At 68.8% G+C, this 1,568-nt stretch carries 2 protein-coding genes; both read right to left on the bottom strand.

Going from position 1 to position 1,568, the window contains the following annotated elements; genetic code table 11:
• The coding region (locus EAO75_RS44225; RefSeq protein ID WP_187284854.1) for a glycosyltransferase family 2 protein at positions 1-810 on the bottom strand (810 nt) is incomplete at its 3' end.
• Positions 810-1,568 (bottom strand): glycosyltransferase family 2 protein (locus EAO75_RS44220; RefSeq protein ID WP_261989708.1); only part of this gene is annotated, 759 nt, incomplete at its 5' end. The genes EAO75_RS44220 and EAO75_RS44225, both read right to left, overlap by 1 nt.

Below are 1,568 nucleotides of genomic sequence, written 5' to 3'. Positions count from 1 at the left end.
GAACTGCCCGGCGGTGAACGGGAAGAGCGGATCCTCGGGTGGGTCGTCCAGCGACCAGGTGCGTGTGTCGTACCCCTTGCCGAATCCGTTGTGCCGCTCCAGTACGGCCTGAGCTTCGGTCTGGAGTTCGGCGGGTGCGATCAGCCCTGTCACACAGCCGATCGCCTGGTTTCCGGAGAAGGCCTCGGCCAGCGCCGACAGCCATCTGCTGTCGACGAGCGTGTCATCGTCGGTGAAGGCGACGATCCCGCCCCGAGCAGCGGTCAGTCCCCGGTTGCGCGCGCGGGCGAGGCCGGCGACGGGTTCCCTCACGTAACGGACCCGAGGGCTGTACGCCTCGCGGACCAGTTGCTCGGCCGCATCGTCCGCCGGAGCATTGTCCACCACGATGACCTCGAACGCAGACCCTGGGTACTCCATCCTCAGGAGCGAGTCCAGGCACCGGCGCAGCAGTTCGCAGCGGTTGTGGGTGGCGATGACCACGCTGATGTCGGGCGCGTTCCCGGCCCCTCCCCCCGACACAGGCCCGGCCGAAGGGGTTCGCGGAGAAGAGCGGGCCAACGGGACTTCGAGTTCGCGCCGGGCCGCGTCGGCCAGGGTCTGCCACAGTTCCGCGGGGGCCGCGCCTTTGCCGCCCACCATGCCGAGCGGACGGCCTCGCAGCCGCACGAGGGCGAACACCCGGCTTTGCGGTCGGATCCGCTCGTGGCTGCCCGGTGGACTGAACCTGCCCGGTTCGGCCAGATCGATGTCGACCACCTCGACCGGGGTGTCGCTCGGGACGGGCAGGCGTTGGCCGGTGGAACTCATCAGCTGCTCCGTGCGGCCGCTGACTGCGCTCCCGGGCGCTCGGCGAGGAGTGTGCGCAGCACCCTGCGGCCGTCGGATATGGCGTGAAGGTTGGAGCATCCGCTGCGGCGCGGCAGCTCAAGGCTCGGAACCTCCGCGATCCGCAGACCCGAGCGCAAGGCATGCGCGATCATCTCGGTCTCGATCTCGAACCCGGTCGAGTGCAGGTCCAGATCGTCCAGGAAGCTGCGGCGGAAGGCGCAGAACCCGTAGCAGAGATCGGTCAGCGAGGCGTGGTACAGGTGGTTCACCGTCGCCAGCAGCGCATGGTTGCCCCAGCGCCGGATGCGCGTGATGTCGAGTGATCCGCCGCCCGCGATGAAGCGCGACCCCTTCACGAAGTCGTAGCCGTTGTCCAGGAAGTGCAGGTAGTGCGGGATCTCCTCGGGCAGCATGCTGCCGTCCGCGTCGATCATCACGATGTAGTCGCCGGCCGCGGCGAGGAAACCGGTGCGCAGCGCGTTCCCCTTGCCCGGGCCGCTCTGTTCGACGTGGCGGACGGTCGGCAGGCAGTGCCTGGCCATGTGCACCGTGGCGTCGCTGGAGTCGCCGTCGACCAGGATGACTTCGTCGACGCAGTCCGGGATCTGTTCGAAGACCCAGGGGATGTTGCGCGCCTCGTTACGAGCGGGCACGACCAGGCTGACAGTGGCCCGGGCAAGGGGAACGCGCTGCGCACCGGTTTCCTCGCCGCGGCCGGCGACTACATCGTGATGATC

Source organism: Streptomyces sp. UW30, from assembly GCF_008042075.1.
Classification (GTDB): Bacteria; Actinomycetota; Actinomycetes; order Streptomycetales; family Streptomycetaceae; genus Streptomyces.
The sequence above is the reverse complement of the archived record's forward strand: the minus strand, read 5'-3'. Positions and strand labels throughout refer to the sequence as shown.